14 protein-coding genes are annotated in these 14,572 nt (G+C 65.1%); 4 read left to right on the top strand and 10 right to left on the bottom strand.

The genetic code is table 11. The annotated features are described in order from the left end of the window. Window positions 1-233 precede the first annotated feature (233 nt). The gene (locus WAO18_RS13935) at window positions 234-1,469 is read left to right on the top strand and encodes an alpha/beta hydrolase fold domain-containing protein (RefSeq protein WP_422206850.1); all 1,236 of its coding nucleotides are present in this window, start codon (window positions 234-236) and stop codon (window positions 1,467-1,469) included. A gap of 13 nt (window positions 1,470-1,482) precedes the next feature. Here the strand turns inward: WAO18_RS13935 and stf0 are convergent, their stop codons facing one another. Further along, on the bottom strand, window positions 1,483-2,286 hold the full coding sequence (gene stf0 / locus WAO18_RS13930) for a trehalose 2-sulfotransferase (protein WP_422206849.1): 804 nt from the start codon (window positions 2,284-2,286) through the stop codon (window positions 1,483-1,485). A gap of 86 nt (window positions 2,287-2,372) precedes the next feature. Then, the gene (locus WAO18_RS13925; protein WP_422206848.1) at window positions 2,373-3,953 is read right to left on the bottom strand and encodes a PucR family transcriptional regulator; all 1,581 of its coding nucleotides are present in this window, start codon (window positions 3,951-3,953) and stop codon (window positions 2,373-2,375) included. An 82-nt stretch (window positions 3,954-4,035) separates the two neighbouring features. On the opposite strand from WAO18_RS13925, the gene pruA reads away from it, so the two are divergent. The 3 genes from pruA (at window position 4,036) to WAO18_RS13910 (ending at window position 7,884) form a co-directional block, all read left to right on the top strand. Then, the gene (gene pruA / locus WAO18_RS13920; RefSeq protein ID WP_422206847.1) at window positions 4,036-5,667 is read left to right on the top strand and encodes an L-glutamate gamma-semialdehyde dehydrogenase; all 1,632 of its coding nucleotides are present in this window, start codon (window positions 4,036-4,038) and stop codon (window positions 5,665-5,667) included. After that, window positions 5,667-6,635 carry a proline dehydrogenase family protein gene (locus tag WAO18_RS13915; protein WP_422206846.1) on the top strand — a complete coding sequence of 323 codons (969 nt, stop codon included), beginning with the start codon at window positions 5,667-5,669 and terminating at the stop codon, window positions 6,633-6,635. Before pruA ends, WAO18_RS13915 begins: the two co-directional genes overlap by 1 nt. Before the next feature lie 64 nt (window positions 6,636-6,699). Next, window positions 6,700-7,884, top strand: a complete 1,185-nt coding sequence (locus WAO18_RS13910; protein WP_422206845.1) for a zinc-dependent alcohol dehydrogenase — start codon at window positions 6,700-6,702, stop codon at window positions 7,882-7,884. A 106-nt stretch (window positions 7,885-7,990) separates the two neighbouring features. Here WAO18_RS13910 and WAO18_RS13905 read toward each other — a convergent pair whose 3' ends face one another. The 8 genes from WAO18_RS13905 to WAO18_RS13870 all read right to left on the bottom strand — a co-directional run bounded on the left by WAO18_RS13905 (window position 7,991) and on the right by WAO18_RS13870 (window position 14,471). Continuing rightward, complete coding sequence (locus WAO18_RS13905; protein ID WP_422206844.1) at window positions 7,991-8,875, bottom strand: universal stress protein; 885 nt, start codon at window positions 8,873-8,875, stop codon at window positions 7,991-7,993. A gap of 97 nt (window positions 8,876-8,972) precedes the next feature. Further along, window positions 8,973-9,587, bottom strand: a complete 615-nt coding sequence (locus tag WAO18_RS13900) for a TetR/AcrR family transcriptional regulator (protein ID WP_422206843.1) — start codon at window positions 9,585-9,587, stop codon at window positions 8,973-8,975. Between the two features lie 9 nt (window positions 9,588-9,596). Then, on the bottom strand, window positions 9,597-10,766 hold the full coding sequence (locus tag WAO18_RS13895) for a lipid-transfer protein (protein WP_422206842.1): 1,170 nt from the start codon (window positions 10,764-10,766) through the stop codon (window positions 9,597-9,599). Further along, window positions 10,763-11,218 carry a MaoC family dehydratase gene (locus WAO18_RS13890; protein WP_422206841.1) on the bottom strand — a complete coding sequence of 152 codons (456 nt, stop codon included), beginning with the start codon at window positions 11,216-11,218 and terminating at the stop codon, window positions 10,763-10,765. The genes WAO18_RS13895 and WAO18_RS13890 overlap by 4 nt, the downstream gene beginning before the upstream one ends. Next, window positions 11,215-12,327: an acyl-CoA dehydrogenase family protein gene (locus tag WAO18_RS13885; RefSeq protein WP_422206840.1), complete on the bottom strand. Its 1,113-nt coding sequence runs from the start codon at window positions 12,325-12,327 to the stop codon at window positions 11,215-11,217. Before WAO18_RS13885 ends, WAO18_RS13890 begins: the two co-directional genes overlap by 4 nt. Before the next feature lies 1 nt (window position 12,328). After that, window positions 12,329-12,727, bottom strand: coding sequence for a Zn-ribbon domain-containing OB-fold protein (locus WAO18_RS13880; protein WP_422206839.1), 399 nt, complete (start codon window positions 12,725-12,727; stop codon window positions 12,329-12,331). After that, a complete protein-coding gene (locus WAO18_RS13875) occupies window positions 12,727-13,269 on the bottom strand; it encodes a MaoC family dehydratase (protein WP_422206838.1) in 543 nt (180 codons plus the stop codon). The genes WAO18_RS13880 and WAO18_RS13875 overlap by 1 nt, the downstream gene beginning before the upstream one ends. Next, window positions 13,266-14,471, bottom strand: coding sequence for an acyl-CoA dehydrogenase family protein (locus tag WAO18_RS13870; protein WP_422206837.1), 1,206 nt, complete (start codon window positions 14,469-14,471; stop codon window positions 13,266-13,268). Before WAO18_RS13870 ends, WAO18_RS13875 begins: the two co-directional genes overlap by 4 nt. Window positions 14,472-14,572: the final 101 nt, after the last annotated feature.

Genomic DNA, 14,572 nt, shown 5'->3' with positions numbered 1-14,572 from the left:
AGCAGGCCTAGCCGTTCGGGGGTGGTCAGCGCGTCGAATCTGAGGTCCAGGGCGCGTTTCATGGCAGCGCGGAGTGCGTCGAAGACTTCGACGACCTCTTCCCGACTACTAGAACGCATGTTCGAATGATAACCGGCGGGTCTGACAAGTTTTGGCGAGTGAAACCGAAGTGACGCAAGTGGTTTCAGTGGCACTGAGGTTTTCCGGGAAAGCGCTGTGGTTAAGTGACAGGCGTGAAGAAACTGTCAGCTGCGCTGGCTTCGCTGGCCGGGCTCGCGATCACCGCCGACGGCTACCAGCCGCTGAGCAAGCGCGGCTATCTCTCGATGTATGCGTTCAGCTTCGGGGTGTTCGCCTCCGAGCTGCCCCTGCAGCTGCTCGCCGGTCAGTTCGGGTTGCTGGCCGCGGTGACCCGCAAGCTCTCGCCGCAGGCACGACGGTTCAGCTGGCTGGTTTCGGCGCTGTCCTGGCTGGGACTGCTGGGTCTGCATCGCATCGGTGCGCAAGCCGATCAGCCGCTCAAGGCCGCGCTCGACGCCGGTCTGGGCACCGCTCGCCGCACCGAATCGGGGGATCTGTGGAAGCGACCAGAAGGTGCGGGCACGGCCAAATCTCCCGGGGTGTTCCGCATGATGCGCATTTACGGTGACTACGCGCACGACACCGACATCAGCTACGGCGAGTACGGCACCCGGAACCATCTCGACATCTGGCGAAGGCCCGACCTCGAGCGCGGCGGGCGCGCGCCGGTGCTGCTGCAGGTCCCCGGCGGCGCCTGGATGGTGGGAAGCAAACGGCAGCAGGCCTATCCGTTGATGAGCCATCTGGCCGAGCTGGGCTGGGTGTGCGTCGCGATCAACTACCGGCTCAGTCCTCGTTCGACCTGGCCGGATCAAATCGTCGACGTCAAGCGTGCGCTGGCGTGGACCAAAGAACACATCGCCGAGTACGGCGGTGACCCGGACTGGGTGGCGATCACCGGCGGTTCGGCCGGTGGGCACCTGTCCGCGTTGGCCGCGCTCACCGCGAACGATCCGCAATTCCAGCCCGGCTTCGAGGACGCCGACACCAGCGTGCGGGCGGCCGTTCCGTTCTACGGCCTGTATGACTTCACGAGGAACGAGGCTATCCATTCCCTGATGGCGCCGACGTTGGCGAAGTATGTCTTCAAGCTGCGGCGGGCAGAGCTGAAAGAGGCTTTCGGGGCCGCCTCGCCGATCACCTATGTATCGCCAGATGCGCCACCGTTTTTCGTGTTGCACGGTCGCAACGATTCGCTGATCCCGGTCGAGCAGGGTCGCGCTTTCAGCGCGCGGCTGCGCGAAGTCAGCCGGCAGCCGGTGGCTTATGCTGAAATGCCCTTTGCGCAACACGCTTTCGACATCTTCGGGTCGGTGCGGGCCGGGCATGCTGCGCTGGCAGTCGAGCAGTTTCTCGCCGAGATCTACGAACGCACCACCACGATCTAGCTCGTCGCCTGCGTTAGAGCGGGAGTCCCTCTCGTTCGGCGTCTGCGCGGTAACGGTCCACCCATTCGTCGGAACGCTTGTCCGCCTGGCGCTCCAGCACGGGCTCCGGCGCGAGCCGCGGGTCGAGGCCCAGCGACTCGAGGACGTTGCCGACTACCTGAGTCAGGTTGCGCCACAACACCGGATACGGAATCTCCATCGGCTTGACGTCTTCTTCGGCGAACCAGTTTCGCCAGCCCGCTTCCTGGCTGCGCAGCATCGTGATGACGTGCGCGATCGCCCCCGCGTGATACGTGGCGCGCGCGTCTCGGACCGGATCTGGCCGGCCGCGCCAGACCCTGGTCTGCACCGCCCGCCAAAACGACACCGCCTGCGACACCACGTCCGGCCGATAGACATAGACGAGTAACGGTTCCTCGCCGACGACGTCGCGGATGGCCGACAGCAGACCGTCGCCGGATCGAACGGGCAGTCCGCTGGCCCGGTCCAGCAACAGCGGTGTCTGGTTCCACATCAGCTTGCCGCCCCAGATTCCGTTCGGCGTCCGTCCGACGGTGCGGACGTAGTCACGCCATATCTCTGGCGGAGCCAGGTCGGGCTTTCCCGCATCCAGGGGATCGAGCAGGCTCAGAATCGACGGGTCCTCGATACCGGCGAACCATTCGCGTGGCTGTGGCGACTGGCTCGTGTTCGGCAGGTACTGGAAAAACTCCTGCGGCTCGCCGGCCACTCCGGTTGCTCGTAGCGATTCGACCAGCAGGGTGCTGCCGCTGCGCTGCGAGGCCAGCACCAAATATGTCGACGGGCGATCGGTCACCAGCAAAGCCTAGCTGACGCAAAATTGTTGCAACTCTTGAAATTAGCTTCACGCTGAACATAACTGTTGCGCGACTCACACCGAGTTCACGACATCCGCTCAGTCGCCCGCAGCCCCAGCGAAAGTAGCAGCCGCGCATCGGGATCGGCCAGCGATGTAGCGAGCAGCGTCTCGATCCGGCGGACCCGGTAGCGCACGGTATTGGGGTGCACGTGTAGCTGCGCCGCCGATGCCGCGACGTCACCGAAGCTGTCCAGATACGCCCGCAGCGTCTGGACCAGAACCGGGTCCTGGGCGTGCAGGTCGCGCACCCGCGGGTCCACCAGCCGTTCGTCGGCGCCGACCATCGTGACGATCTCGTCGAGCAGCACGGTGCTGTGCGCTTCGGCCAGCGAGGTCACGGCACCAAACGAATCCGGGTGGCGCTCAGCACTATCCAGTACGCGGTCAACTTCGGCACGTACCGTGGGCAGGCCCGCTAGCCCGGGCAGCGGCGCGGCGACGACGGCCCGCAACCGGATTCCCAACTCGGTGTGCAAAGCTCCGATGGTGCCGCGAATCCACGAGTGCAGTGACGACCGCTTCGTCGTGTCCGGAAGCAATACATAAACCCGCGAACCACGCGACCCAACCTGTGCATCGGCGCGAAAAGCATTGGCGCTCAACGCCAGCACATCGGCCAGTCGATCGTCGCGTCCTGGGCTGCGAAAACCGATCAACGCGGCATTACCGTCGGCGACAATCCCCAATTCTCGCGTGATCGTCTCCAGATCAGCGGATCCGGGTTCGGACAGACCAAGCAGCTGCTGGGCGCGCAACGCGTGCGTCGACGGTGTGGCCGCCAGCCGGGACATGATCCGCGCCGCCAAGACCGCGGCACCGCGCAGCACCTCTTCGGCGTCGTCTGCCAACGGTCGCGAGCCCTGCTGCACCCAGATGGCGCCGGCGAAACCCGTTGCACGCCGGGTGTCTACGCCTGCGTGATGAATGCCGACTGCCAGCCGTGGTCGCAAGCCCAGCTCCGGCCGCTCGGCAACCCGGACCACGTCGCGGCCGGCCCGCAGGGCGTCGAAGATGCCCCATTGACCGATCCACTTCAGATGCTCGGGTGGACCGGCGCGACCCAGGATCGACAGCCGCCGCAACTGGTCGGCTTCGTCGTTGGACGCCGAATAGGCCAATACGTGGGAACCCTCGTCTTCGATGCTGACCATGCCGTGGATCCGGTCGGCCAGAGACTGCGCCAGGCCGAACAAATCGGTGCTGGAGTCGAGTTCGGGATCGCCGCGGTGCTCCAAGACGTGGTTGACCAATCGATACAGCCGCTCCCAACGGGCCCGCGGCTCCACGGCCACCAACGCTGTCCCTGTCGCGACCGCCCGGGCGACCAAAGCGGTCGAGGGCTCCTTGACGAAGATGGCCACCGGCGGCTGTCCGGCGGGGCCGGCGTCGATCCAGTGCCGGGCGTCGTCGTCGGATACGCCGAGCAAGAAGAACACATCGGCTGAGTCCGCGCCCCGGCCCATACCGAGTCGCACATCGTCGGAGTCGATCAACGCGGCCGACGCGACGGCGAGGTCCAGGCCGCGCGGCGCCTCGACCAGACTGGCCATGGTCGTGTCCAGGGCCAACAGCAGCTGGCCGAGTCCGACACCACCGATCCGCATGTTGTCCGATTCTACTAGCCAATATGCATAATCTTGTCCGATAGGCCAAGCCGATGAGCTGTTGTCGCTGAGACCCTGAGATATGGACGCGATTACCGAGGTCCCGCCTCCCGTCAACGAACCAATCCACGACTACGCGCCGAATTCGCCCGAGCGGGCCCGACTGCACGCCGCGCTCGCCACGCTGGCCGATCACCCGATCGACCTGCCGCACGTCATCGGTGGCACGCACCGAATGGGCGACGGTGAGCAGATCAGCATCGCCGCGCCGCACCGGCACTCCCTGAAGCTGGGCACGCTCACCAACGCCCAGCACCGAGATGCGGCCGCCGCTGTGCAGGCTGCATCGTTGGCCCGAACAGACTGGGCGGCAACGCCGTTCGACGAGCGCGCGGCGATCTTCTTGCGTGCTGCCGATCTGCTGGCCGGCCCGTGGCGGGAGAAGATCGCGGCGGCGACCATGCTGGGACAGTCCAAGACGGCGTATCAGGCCGAGATCGACTCCTCCTGCGAGCTGGCCGATTTCTGGCGGTTCAACGTCGACTTCGCGCGTCAGATTCTGGCGCAGCAGCCGATGAGCGTGCGGGGGGAATGGAATCGCACCGACTACCGCCCATTGGACGGATTCGTCTACGCGATAACGCCGTTCAACTTCACCGCGATCGCCGCGAATCTGCCCACCGCGCCGGCGCTGATGGGCAACACAGTGGTGTGGAAGCCGTCGGTGACGCAGACGCTGTCGGGCTACTTGACCATGCAACTGCTGGAGGCGGCCGGACTGCCACCCGGGGTGGTGAACATGGTGACCGGCGACGGCTATGCGGTATCGGAAGTAGCACTGGCAGATCCGCGGCTGGCTGGCATCCACTTCACCGGATCGACGGCTACCTTCCAGCGGCTGTGGCAGCAGGTCGGTACGAACATCGAGCGCTACCAGAGTTATCCGCGGCTGGTAGGGGAGACCGGTGGCAAAGACTTCGTGCTCGCGCATAGCTCGGCGCGGCCGGATGTTCTGCGCACCGCGTTGATTCGTGGCGCCTTCGACTACCAGGGACAGAAATGCTCGGCCGCGTCGCGGGCGTTCATAGCGCATTCGGTGTGGCAGCAGATGGGCGACGACTTCCTGGCTGCCACCGCCGAGCTGGCGTTCGGCGACATTGCCGACCTGACCAACTTCGGTGGCGCGCTGATCGATGAAAGGGCGTTCGCCAAGAACGTCGCTGCCATCGAGCGGGCGAAGAGCGCGCCCGGGGTCACCGTCGCCGTCGGCGGCGAATACGACGACAGCGAGGGCTATTTCGTGCGGCCGACGGTGTTGCTGTCCGACGACCCGACTGACGAGGCATTCGCGACCGAGTACTTTGGCCCGCTGCTGTCGGTCTATGTATACCCCGACAACGAGTTTGAGCGAATCATGGACGTCATCGACAGCGGATCGCGCTACGCCCTGACGGGGGCGGTGATCGCCGACGACCGCCACGCGGTGCTGGCCGCGCAGAGCCGGCTACGGTTCGCGGCGGGCAACTTCTACGTCAACGACAAGCCGACCGGGGCAGTGGTGGGTCGCCAGCCGTTCGGCGGCTCCCGCGGTTCGGGTACCAATGACAAGGCCGGCTCGGCAATGAACCTGTTGCGCTGGACGTCGGCACGCTCGATCAAGGAAACATTCGTCCCCGCAACCGATCACACCTACCCGCACATGGCGGCGCCGTGATGTCCGGCCTGTTCACCAAGACGTTGCGGCCGGCCATACTGGCCGCCGGCCGCTCACACGGATTGCGGCACACCGCCGAGCGGTTACCGGTTACCCGTAAGGTGGTGCACCGGTTCGTGCCCGGCGCGACGCTCGACAGTGTGCTGGACAGCGCTGCTGCACTGCGGGATTCGGGCCGGCTGGTCAGCATCGACTATCTGGGTGAGGACGTTACCGATCGCGACGGCGCTGATGCCACCATGCGGGCCTACCTGCACTTGCTCGATGCGCTGGGCCGCCGGCCGGATGCCGGCTGCGACGGCGTGCGGCCGTTGGAGGTGTCGCTGAAGCTGTCAGCCTTGGGGCAGGCGCTGGACCGCGACGGCGAAAAGATCGCACATGCGAACGCGCACAACATCTGCGAGCGGGCCGAGCAGATCGGGGCCTGGGTGACCGTGGACGCCGAGGACCACACCACCACGGATTCCGCGTTGTCGATCGTCGCCGATCTGCGGACTGACTTTCCCTGGCTGGGGGTGGTGCTGCAGGCCTACCTACGTCGCACGCACGGCGACTGCGAGCAGTTCGCCGCGTCCGGCGCCAGAGTCCGGCTGTGCAAAGGCGCCTACGACGAACCGGCGTCGGTGGCCTACCGGGATGCTGCTGCGGTCACCGCCTCCTACTTGCGTTGCCTTCGGGTACTAATGGCTGGACCGGGTTACCCGATGGTGGCCTCGCACGACCCGGCGATCATCGATGCGGTGTCCACGACCGCGCGCGAAACCGGCCGAAGTCCAGCAGATTTCGAATACCAGATGTTGTACGGCGTCCGCGACGCCGAGCAGTCGCGGCTGGTATCTGCGGGCAACCGGGTTCGGGTGTACGTGCCGTTCGGCACTCAGTGGTACGGGTATTTCATGCGGCGACTGGCCGAGCGGCCGGCCAACCTGACCTTCTTCATGCGGGCGCTGGCCGAGCGCGGTCACTGACCGCGGCGTTTCGGTAGACGCAAGACGGGTATAGCAAGCGCCTGAGGGGAAAGCAGGCGTATTCATGAAAGCTGTCACCTGGCAAGGCAAACGCGACGTGCGGGTGGAGTCGGTGCCCGACCCGAAGATCGAAGAGCCCACCGACGCCATCATCGAAGTCACGTCAACGAACATCTGTGGGTCCGACTTGCACCTCTATGAGATTCTCGGTGCTTTCATGAAGCCCGGAGACATCCTTGGGCACGAGCCGATGGGGATCGTGCGCGAGGTTGGGAAACAAACAGGCGACCTGCGGGTGGGTGATCGAGTTGTCATCCCATTTCAGATCTCCTGCGGCAGCTGTCTGATGTGCGATCAGCAGCTCTACACCCAGTGCGAGACCACCCAGGTGCGTGACCAAGGCATGGGTGCGGCGCTGTTCGGCTACTCCGAGCTGTACGGCGAAGTCCCCGGGGGTCAAGCTGAACTGCTGCGAGTACCTCAGGCCCAGTTCACCCACATCAAAGTTCCTGAAGGACCGCCAGATTCGCGGTTCGTGTATCTCTCCGACGTACTCCCGACCGCCTGGCAGGCGGTGGCATACGCTGACATTCCGGACGGCGGCACCGTGGCCGTGCTGGGCCTGGGCCCGATCGGGGACATGTCTGCACGCATCGCCGACCATCTCGGCTACCGCGTGATCGCCGTCGACTTGGTGCCCGAACGGCTGGCCCGGGTCGCCGAGCGCGGCATCCAGACCATCGATCTGAGCCAGCTCGGTTCATCGTCGGTCGGCGACGTGATCCGCGATCTGACCGACGGGCGGGGCGCAGACTCGGTGATCGATGCGGTCGGCATGGAGGCGCACGGTTCGCCGGCCGCCAAGCTCGCCCAGCAGGCGACTGGGCTCCTTCCGGACGCGGTCGGCAAACGGTTGATGCAAACCGCGGGCGTGGATCGGCTCAGCGCGCTCTACTCGGCGATCGACATCGTGCGGCGCGGCGGCACGATCTCGTTGATCGGCGTTTACGGCGGGATGGCCGACCCGTTACCGATGCTCACTCTGTTCGACAAACAGCTGACCCTTCGGATGGGACAGGCCAACGTCAAACGGTGGGTCGACGACATCATGCCGTTGCTCAGCGACGACGACCCGCTGGGCGTCGACACTTTCGCCACGCATGTGCTTCCGCTCGACGATGCCCCGCATGCCTACGAGATCTTCCAGAAGAAGCAGGACGGCGCGGTCAAGGTGATGCTGCGGCCTTAAGCGCGCAACCCGGCGTCGAACCCCGCTGGTTTATAGAAACTTGTGCCCACCGATCGACGCTGTAAGACCCGCTCCGCTCGGGCCGGCCGTCATCGACCCAGCATGCTCACGACGGACGCGCCACAATCACCGGCCTGTGTACGGCTTGAACGACTGCGTTGCTGACCGAACCCAAAAGCATGCCGGAGAGAGGACCACTTCCGTGACTGCCGACGACGACAAGCTGAGCGGATTCCGATGCGTCGACGAGCGCACGCGCTGCTCGACCACACACGAGTTGCTTGTGCACAGGCACGTCGGGATAGCGTTCTTGCCAACCCTTTAGAGCCTCGGACAGAAGGTGATCCGCTTTGGCCGTTACCGGTGCCCAGTCGTAATCGGGAATTGCGGACATATCGATGTCATTCCACGCGTGCAGCGTTACCAAGTCGGCGTTTCGAAGCGAGGCTTCCTCGAACGCGATTGCCGTAGCGAGGTCTGAGGTTGGGCCGTCGATTCCGACGAGCACCGTAGCCTGTGCGGGATGCGGCATTTGGGGATCCACATCGCGGATAAGCGCGACGGGACAATGTGCATGCCGAATCAGTCCAGAACTGACTGAGCCGAGAAAACTGCGAGACAATGCTCCGCGCCCACTAGACCCGACGACGATTAGCTCGGCGTCTTTGGATTGTTCGACGAGCGTCGGGACAGTGGCCGAAGACAGCAATTCGCCATTGATGTGTATCTGCGCGGTGTCGGCGATGGCGTCACGGGCGATCGTCGATGCGTTTGCGAGGAGGCTGCGACCCTCGCCCTTTTGCTCTTCTGGCGATTCTTCGAGGATTGGGGCCTGCGACCACGTCGAATCGGCGGGATTCTGCACGTGCACAAGGGTGAGTGGCAGGCCGCGAATGGCCGCATCGTGCGCGGCCCAACTCACGGCGGCATCTGATGCCGGCGATCCGTCTACGCCGGCGATGATCCCGTAAGGCTTTGAGGTCGAGATCATTGTGATCTCCTTTCGTCAAGGAGAACGCTAATGCTGCCGCGACGCGTGGGCCATCGGTCTTTGGTCCCGATTTGGGCGCTATCACGCCCGCCCGACGTCAGCGGGTGTCGGTTGTGCGTCGTGGCCGTGAACGGTCGTTGGCGAACCCCTGAACGACGTGTGCTCGCACGAAGTCGGCGACCACCTCGGGGTCGTCCATGTCCAGCGTGGATGACGGTGTGCTGAACAACGAGAACAGGATTCGTGCGAACCATTCGCCTGCCGACTGGATGTCCAGGTCCTTACGCACCTCGCCGGTGATCTTGGCCGCGGCAAGGTGTGGCGCCAGGAAGTCGACGCATTCGCGCAGCAAAACGGCGGCGTCCTTGGTGAGCAGCAGGCTGACCGCTTCTTCGTCGAAGTACTTCTCGGAGGCAATGACCCGTCGCGCCTGCGTCACGAATACAGCTGCGCGGCTGAGCTTGTCCTCCAGCGAGCCGCCGCGATCCATGGCCAGGGACATCTGCCGGTAGAACTGCTCGGAGGTGTGTTCGGCGCACGCTTCGACGATCGCGGCTTTGTCGCGGAAGTACTCGTAAATCGTGCTGCGGGAGATGCCGGCCGCCTTGGCGATATCCACGATCGTCGCCTTCTGCAGTCCTTGCTTGCGGAAGCACGCGTACGCGGACTCGACGATCAGTTCGCGGGTATCGGCTGCGGTGGCTTGGGTCACGGGCGTTCCTTACCCGCCCGCGAGGATCAATCCACTGGTCGGCACTCCGGTACCCGATGTGACCAGGACGTGCTCGACGTTGTCGACCTGGTTGTGCGAGGTTCCGCGGACTTGGCGTACACCCTCGGTGATGCCGTTCATCCCGTGGATGTAGGCCTCGCCGAGCAGCCCTCCGTTGGTGTTGATCGGCAACGCGCCGCCCAGCGACAGCCGCTCCACGGTGGCGAAATCCTTGGCCTCGCCGCGGCCACAGAATCCCAGTTCCTCGAACTGGGTGAACACGAACGGCGTGAAATGGTCGTAGATGAATGCGGTTTGGATGTCTTGCGGCTTGAGCCCCGAATCACGCCAGAGCCTGGCCGCGACTACGCCCATCTCGGGTAGCCCGGTGATGTCGTCGCGGTAGTAGCTGGTCATCATCTCGCCGTGGTAGGCCGCGCCCTGCGCGGCCGCCGAGATGACGGCAGGTGGCTGGCGTAAGTCCCGGGCGCGCTCGGCACTGGTGACGACTATTGCGACTCCGCCGTCGCTCTCCTGGCAGCAATCCAGCAGTCGCAGCACCGGTTCGATGATCCACCGCGAATTCTGGTGGTCCTCCAGCGTGATAGGCCGCTCGTAGAACCATGCTTCGGGGTTGGTGGCCGCATGCTTGCGGTCGACGACGGCGATCCGGCCGAAGTCCTCGTTGCTCACCCCGTACGTCGACATGTAGCGCTGGGCGTGCAGCGCGACCCACGCTGCGGGAGTGAGCAATCCGAACGGAGAATAGTGCGCCATGAACAGCGGGGTGTCCGCACTGGTGCGACCGCTGCCGCCGAACCGGAATCCGGACCGTTCGTTGAAGGCACGCCAGCACACCACCACATCGGCGACGCCGGCGGCGACCGCCATCGCCGCGTGCGCGACGGTTCCGGCGGCCGCCCCGCCACCGTGTGGGACGCGGGAGAAGAAACTCAGGTCACCGATGCCCACGTTGCGCGCGACGTCGATCTCGTCGCTGGAATCCATTGTGAAGGTGACCATTCCGTCGACGTCACCGGGTGACAGGCCGGCGTCATCGAGTGCGGCGCTGACCGATTCGCACGCCAATTGCAGCTCACTGCGCCCGGATTCCTTGGAGAACTCAGTCTGGCCGATGCCGACGATGGCGGTGTTGCCGGCCAACAGCGAAACACTCATGCCCGGGTCCCGTCGAACAGGCTCACGACCGCGGTGCCGGAGACGTGATTGCCGAGGCTGTTGGCCGCCTGGAAGGTCACCTCGACGAAGTTCTCACCGTCCGAGCCTTCGGTCTTGCCGGTGACGCTGCCGGTGAAGCGCAGCGGATCGTCCGGAAATGACGGCACGCCAAGGCGAATGGCCAGCTTGGTGACCATCGCCTCGGGCCCGGCCCAGTCGGTCAGAAAGCGCACGCAGTAACCGTTGGAGGTCAGAATGTTCATGAACAAGTTGGGCGAGCCCTGCTTGTTGGCGTAGTCACGGTCGTGGTGCACCGGCATGAAGTCGCGCGAAGCGATCGCGCCGGCGACGATCATCGTGGTGGTGACCGGAATCTCCAGCGGAGTCACCTCGTCGCCCACATTGATGTCGCTCCAACGCAATGTCTCGGTGCGGGATTTGGCGGTCGTCATAGCCGTCCTTCCGGGTACGTGCTGCCGAGGTGAGCCAGCTGCTGAGTCGCCGACCCCAAGGTGAGCTCATTGTGTTTGGCCCACAAGAAATAACGATGCAAGGGATAGGTGGTGTCGATCCCGATCCCGCCGTGTACGTGCTGAGCGGTGGCGGCGATCCGGGCGCCGGCCTCGGCGGCCCAGAACTTCGCCACCCGTGCCGCCCGGTCGGCCGGCCGCCCCTCAGCGATCAGCCAAGCGGCGTGCCAGGTGGTCCAGCGGATCGCTTCCAGGTCGATGAATCCGTCGGCCATTCGTTGCTGGACTGCTTGAAAGCTGCCGATCGGTCGGCCGAATTGCTCACGGCCGCTGGTGTATTCGGCGGCCATCCGCAAAGCTCGGTCCGATACGCCGACCTGGATCGCGCACAACCCGACCAGCGCCCGGGTGTAGAGCGATTCGACCAACCCATCGCCGTCGAGCTTGTCGAGTATCGAAACGGTTGCGCCGTCGAGGAATACATCGGCGTGCGGTTCGCGGTTGGTGGTCGGCACCGGCCGGATCTCGACGCCGGGCGCGTCCGTCGGCAGCAGGAACAGCCCCGTCTCACCGTCGTCGATAGTCGCGGGAATCAGCACGGTATCGGCCAGCTGACCGAACGAGACCAGCTCTTTGACGCCGTCCAGCCGCCACGTCGCGCCGTCACGGCGGGCCGTGGTGACGGGACGGCACGGGTCGGAGCGGCCGGGTTCCTGCAGGCCCGCGGACAGGATGCGGGTTCCGTCGATGACACCGGGCAGGAAGCGTTGCTGTTGCTCGGGGGTGCCGTGCCGGGCGATCGGGTCGGCGCCAAGCAGCAGCGTCGAGTAAGCGGGCACCGGAGCCACCGCCGACCCCACTTCGGCCAGCAGCACGCCCAGTTCGACGAAGCCACCGCCGTTGCCGCCCAACGACTCCGGCAGTGCGGTACCGAGTAGGTCGACACCGGCCAGTTCCTTCCACAGCGCGGCGTCATAACGCGATTCGCCGGCTTCGAGCTCGGTCAGCCGCTCAGGGGTGGCTCGGCGTTCCAGAACATCGCGGGCCAGCTTGCTGATGGTCTCTTGCTCTTCGGTGAAGGTGAAATCCATGTCATCCCGCCGGCCGGAATTGGTGCAGCACAAGGTCTCCGTCGAACTCCTGGTAGTAGACCTCGACCGGCATCCCGACTTCGACGTCGGCCGGGTCGATCCCGGTCAGGTTCGAGACGATCCGGACGTCCTCGTCGAGCTGCACCAGGGCGACGATGTAGGGATAGTCGAAGAACGGGAACTGTGGTTGGTGCGGCATCACATAGCTGTAGACGGTGCCGTGACCCGACGCCTCGATCGCTTCCCAGTCCAGCGAACGGCATTTCGGGCACATCGGCTGCGGCGGATTGCGCACGGTGCTACATCCGTTGCAGCGCTGGATCAGCAGCTTGTGTTCGCGCAGCCCGTTCCAGAAGAACTCGGTGTCCGGGCTGATCGCCGGCGCCAGTCGGGTCGCCATCAGCGTGCCGGCTTGAATCGCAGGACCCGGAAGCGTTGGCGCCCGAGGACTTCACCGTGCTGGTCGGTGTAGGTGAGCACCCAGGTCACGAAGAACCCGGCACCCAGCGCCGTGGTCTTCTCGTCGGACACCTCTTCGTACACCGATGTTGCGCTGATGACGTCGCCGAGTTTGGGGTAGCGGTTGATCTCGAATTCGGAGTTGGTCGCCACGATGCTGGTGTATCCGGCCTCGTCGAGAAACGCGGTCGGGTTGTCGGTGATCTCGATGGGGGAGCCACCACGCTCGCCGATGCCTTCCAGTTTCGGCGCCGGCATCGTCCAGGTTTGCAGCATCACCGGCGGCGAGACTATGCCGCCGAACCGGGACTTGGCCGCGAACTCCGGGTCGAGGTAGACCGGGTTCATGTCGTCGAGGGCGTAGGCCCAGTGCCGGATCATCGGCTGGTTCACCGGATCCGGTGCCAGCGAAGGCTTTCCGGAGCCGCCGGTGTGCTTACCGACGAGCGCCTGCAGCTTGGCATGCAATTCGGTATCGGTCACGCAGTTGTTCCTCCTGACTTGTCTGTGGCGCGAAGGTCACGCGGTGCTCGCGGCATGCCCAATCCGGCCATGGCGATGATGTCTCGCTGGATTTCGTTGGCGCCGCCACCGAACGTGCTGATCACGGCGACTCGGTAGGCGGATTCCAGCGCGCCGCGAAGTGGGGCGTCGGCGCCGCGGCGTAACCCGTTGTGGTCCAGCACTTCCAGCAGCTGGCGGGCGACCAGCGGGGCCAGTTCGGTGCCGAACACCTTCGCCGCAGAGGCCTCGCCCATGTTGAGCACACCCTTGGTCATCGCGGCGTTCACCCGAAGATTGATCAGCTTGTACGCCGCGACCTCCGCCTCAACCCGGGCCAGCGCCTGCTGCACCCAGGGTTTGTCGATGACCCGGCCGCCGTCGAGCTCGGTGTCGCGTGCCCACTGCAGTGTCTGCTCGAACAGCGGCTCGAGCGCACCGAGATTGCCCAGGGCGGCGCGTTCGAAGTTGAGCTGGGTGGTGATCAGCTGCCAACCCTGGTTTTCACCCGCCACGATCGCGCTGGCCGGAACCCGGACGTTGTCGTAGAAGGTGTAGAAGGTCGAGACGCCGGGCATGGTGTGCAGAGGCTGCCAGGAGAATCCGGGCGATGAAGTCGGTACGATGAAGATCGAAATGCCCTTGTGCTTCTTGGCATTTGGATCGGTGCGAGCCGCCAGCCAGATGTAGTCGGCGTACGCCGCGCCACTGGTGAACATCTTCTGGCCGTTGATCACGTAATCGTCGCCATCGCGCACCGCAGTGGTGCGCAGCGATGCCAGGTCGCTACCCGCCCCCGGCTCGGAGTAGCCGATGGCGAACTCGACGCTGCCTGCCAGGATCGCCGGCAAGAATGTCTGCTTCTGCTCCTCGGTGCCGTAATGCATCAGCGTCGGTCCGACGGTGTTGAGCGTCACCAACGGGATCGGCGCGCTGACCCGCCTGGCCTCTTCACCGAAGATGAACTGTTCGATCGCCGAGAAGCCGCGTCCGCCGAACTCTTTGGGCCAGCCGACGCCGAGCAGGTCGGCCGCCGCCAGTGCACGCACGCAGTCACGTACCGCGGGACCGCCCTCCATGCGTTCGCTGACCGCGGCCCGGCGTTCCGGCGTCATCACCCGTTCCATGGTCGCGCGGATCTCGTCGCGCAGTAGCTCCTGCTCCGGGGTGTAGTCCAGTCGCACCGGTCAGGCCCCCAGCCGTACCGGCATCCGCTTGACCCCGGGCACCATGGTGGCCCGCATCCGGTCGACCTCGCCGACAAGCTCGAGCCGGGGGAAGCGGC

Source organism: Mycobacterium sp., assembly GCF_049278535.1.
Lineage (GTDB): Bacteria > Actinomycetota > Actinomycetes > Mycobacteriales > Mycobacteriaceae > Mycobacterium.
The sequence above is the reverse complement of the archived record's forward strand: the minus strand, read 5'-3'. Positions and strand labels throughout refer to the sequence as shown.

Coding starts and splice junctions, on each gene's coding strand:
- WAO18_RS13890 (WP_422206841.1), bottom strand. CDS start 11,218: ATGACGACCGCCAAATCCCGCACCGAGACATTGCGTTGGAGCGACATC.
- WAO18_RS13895 (WP_422206842.1), bottom strand. CDS start 10,766: ATGAGTGTTTCGCTGTTGGCCGGCAACACCGCCATCGTCGGCATCGGC.
- WAO18_RS13880 (WP_422206839.1), bottom strand. CDS start 12,727: ATGGCGACCCGACTGGCGCCGGCGATCAGCCCGGACACCGAGTTCTTC.
- pruA (WP_422206847.1), top strand. CDS start 4,036: ATGGACGCGATTACCGAGGTCCCGCCTCCCGTCAACGAACCAATCCAC.
- WAO18_RS13910 (WP_422206845.1), top strand. CDS start 6,700: ATGAAAGCTGTCACCTGGCAAGGCAAACGCGACGTGCGGGTGGAGTCG.
- WAO18_RS13905 (WP_422206844.1), bottom strand. CDS start 8,875: ATGATCTCGACCTCAAAGCCTTACGGGATCATCGCCGGCGTAGACGGA.
- WAO18_RS13915 (WP_422206846.1), top strand. CDS start 5,667: ATGTCCGGCCTGTTCACCAAGACGTTGCGGCCGGCCATACTGGCCGCC.
- WAO18_RS13925 (WP_422206848.1), bottom strand. CDS start 3,953: ATGCGGATCGGTGGTGTCGGACTCGGCCAGCTGCTGTTGGCCCTGGAC.
- WAO18_RS13885 (WP_422206840.1), bottom strand. CDS start 12,327: ATGGATTTCACCTTCACCGAAGAGCAAGAGACCATCAGCAAGCTGGCC.